Source organism: Oleisolibacter albus, from assembly GCF_003336875.1.
In the GTDB taxonomy this organism is placed as follows: Bacteria; Pseudomonadota; Alphaproteobacteria; order Azospirillales; family Azospirillaceae; genus Niveispirillum; species Niveispirillum album.
In genome coordinates this window covers 1-2294 of record NZ_QGNJ01000036.1, presented here as the reverse complement: position 1 = coordinate 2294, position 2294 = coordinate 1, and the positions used below count along the sequence as shown (strand labels likewise).

The 2294-nt window shown below is 65.5% G+C and carries 1 protein-coding gene; it reads left to right on the top strand.

The features are described from left to right. Positions 1–37: 37 nt before the first annotated feature. A partial coding sequence (pflB, locus tag DK368_RS21140; protein ID WP_114395948.1) for a formate C-acetyltransferase occupies positions 38–2294 on the top strand: 2257 nt, incomplete at its 3' end.

The window sequence follows — 2294 nt, the reverse complement described above, 5'->3', positions numbered from 1 at the left end:
AGCGGTGCGCCCGATCCCAGCTCTCCAGGAGCCTGACATGAACATGATTTCACGTCCTCTCGACACCACCGACGCCTGGCGCGGGTTCAGCGGCAGCGATTGGCAGGATCAGGTCAACGTTTCGGCCTTCATCAAGGCGAACTACACGCCGTACACCGGGGACTCGTCGTTTCTGGCGGGGCCGACGGCGCGGACGACGGCGCTGTGGGCGCGTCTGGGCGCGTTGCTGAAGCAGGAGCGGGCCAAGGGGGTTCTGGACGTCTCGGCGGACCGGGCGTCCAGCATCACGGCGCATGATGCCGGCTATATCGACCGCGACAACGAGATCATCGTCGGTCTGCAGACCGACGCGCCGCTGAAGCGTGCGATCATGCCGAATGGCGGCCTGCGCATGGTGGAGACGGGTCTGGAGGCCTATGGCTTCGAGCTGGACCCGACGGTGAAGGAAGTCTGGACCAAGTACCGCAAGAGCCACAACCAGGGCGTCTTCGACGTGTACAGCCCGGAAGTGCTGGCGGCGCGCAAGAGCGGTGTCATCACCGGCCTGCCGGATGCCTATGGCCGCGGCCGCATCATCGGCGACTACCGGCGTGTGGCGCTCTATGGCGTGGACTTCCTGCGGGCCGAGCGGCAGCGGGCGTTCCATGAGCTGGACGACGCGGTGTTCGACGAGGACACCATGCGCCTGCGCGAGGAGCTGTCGGAGCAATGGCGCGCCCTGGACGAGCTGAAGCAGATGGCGGCCAAGTACGGCTACGACATCTCGCGCCCGGCCAGCACGGCGCGGGAAGCCGTGCAGTGGGTGTATTTCGGCTATCTGGCCGCGGTGAAGGAGCAGAACGGCGCCGCCATGTCGCTCGGGCGCGTCTCCACCTTCCTGGACATCTACATCCAGCGCGACATCGAGGCCGGCGTCCTGACCGAAGAGCAGGCGCAGGAGATGATCGATGACATGGTCATCAAGCTGCGCATTGTCCGCTTCCTGCGCACGCCGGAATATGACCAGCTGTTCTCCGGCGACCCGACCTGGGTGACCGAGTGCCTGGGCGGCATGGCCATGGACGGCCGTCCGCTGGTGACCCGGAACAATTTCCGCATGCTGCAGACCCTGTACAATCTGGGTCCGGCCCCGGAGCCGAACCTGACGGTGCTGTGGAGCACGCAGCTGCCGCGCGGCTTCAAGGATTTCTGCGCCAAGGTCTCGGCCGACACCAGCGCCATCCAGTACGAGAACGACGACCTGATGCGGCCGCATTGGGGCGACGATTACGGCATCGCCTGCTGCGTCTCGGCCATGCGCATCGGCAAGCAGATGCAGTTCTTCGGCGCCCGCGCCAACCTGGCCAAGGCCCTGCTCTACGCCATCAATGGCGGCGTGGACGAGAAGTCGGGCGCCGTGGTGGCCAAGGGCTTCGAGCCGATCACCGGCGACGTGCTGTCCTATGACGAGGTCGTGGCCAAGTTCGACAAGATGATGGACTGGCTGGCCAAGACCTATGTCAAGGCGCTGAACACCATCCATTACATGCACGACAAGTACGCCTACGAGCGGATCGAGATGGCGCTGCATGACCGTGACATCCTGCGCACCATGGCCTGCGGCATCGCCGGCCTGTCGGTGGCGGCGGACAGCCTCTCGGCCATCAAATACGCCAAGGTCTCGGTCATCCGCGACGAGTCCGGCCGCGCCGTCGATTACAAGATCGAGGGCGAGTACCCGGCCTATGGCAACAATGACGACCGCGCCGACACGATCGCCGTGTGGCTGACCAAGACCTTCATGGACAAGGTCGCGGCCCAGCCGCACTTCTATCGCAAGTCCATGCCGACCCAGTCGGTGCTGACCATCACCAGCAACGTCGTCTATGGCAAGAAGACCGGCAATACACCGGACGGACGCCGGGCCGGCGAGCCCTTCGCCCCCGGGGCCAACCCGATGAACGGCCGCGACCGCAAGGGCTTCGTCGCCGCCGGCGCCTCGGTGGCCAAGCTGCCCTACGACTCCGCCCTCGACGGCATCAGCTGGACCGCCTCCGCCACCCCCGACGCCATGGGCCATACCGAGGCCGAACGGACCCGCAACCTCGCCAACTGCCTCGACGGCTTCGCCGCCGCCGGCGGCTTCCATGTCAACGTCAACATCTTCAAGCGCGACATGCTGCTCGACGCCATGGAACATCCCGAGCTCTATCCCCAGCTCACCATCCGCGTCTCCGGCTATGCCGTCAACTTCGTCAAGCTGACACGCGAGCAGCAGCTCGACGTCATCAGCCGCACCTTCCACGAGCACATGT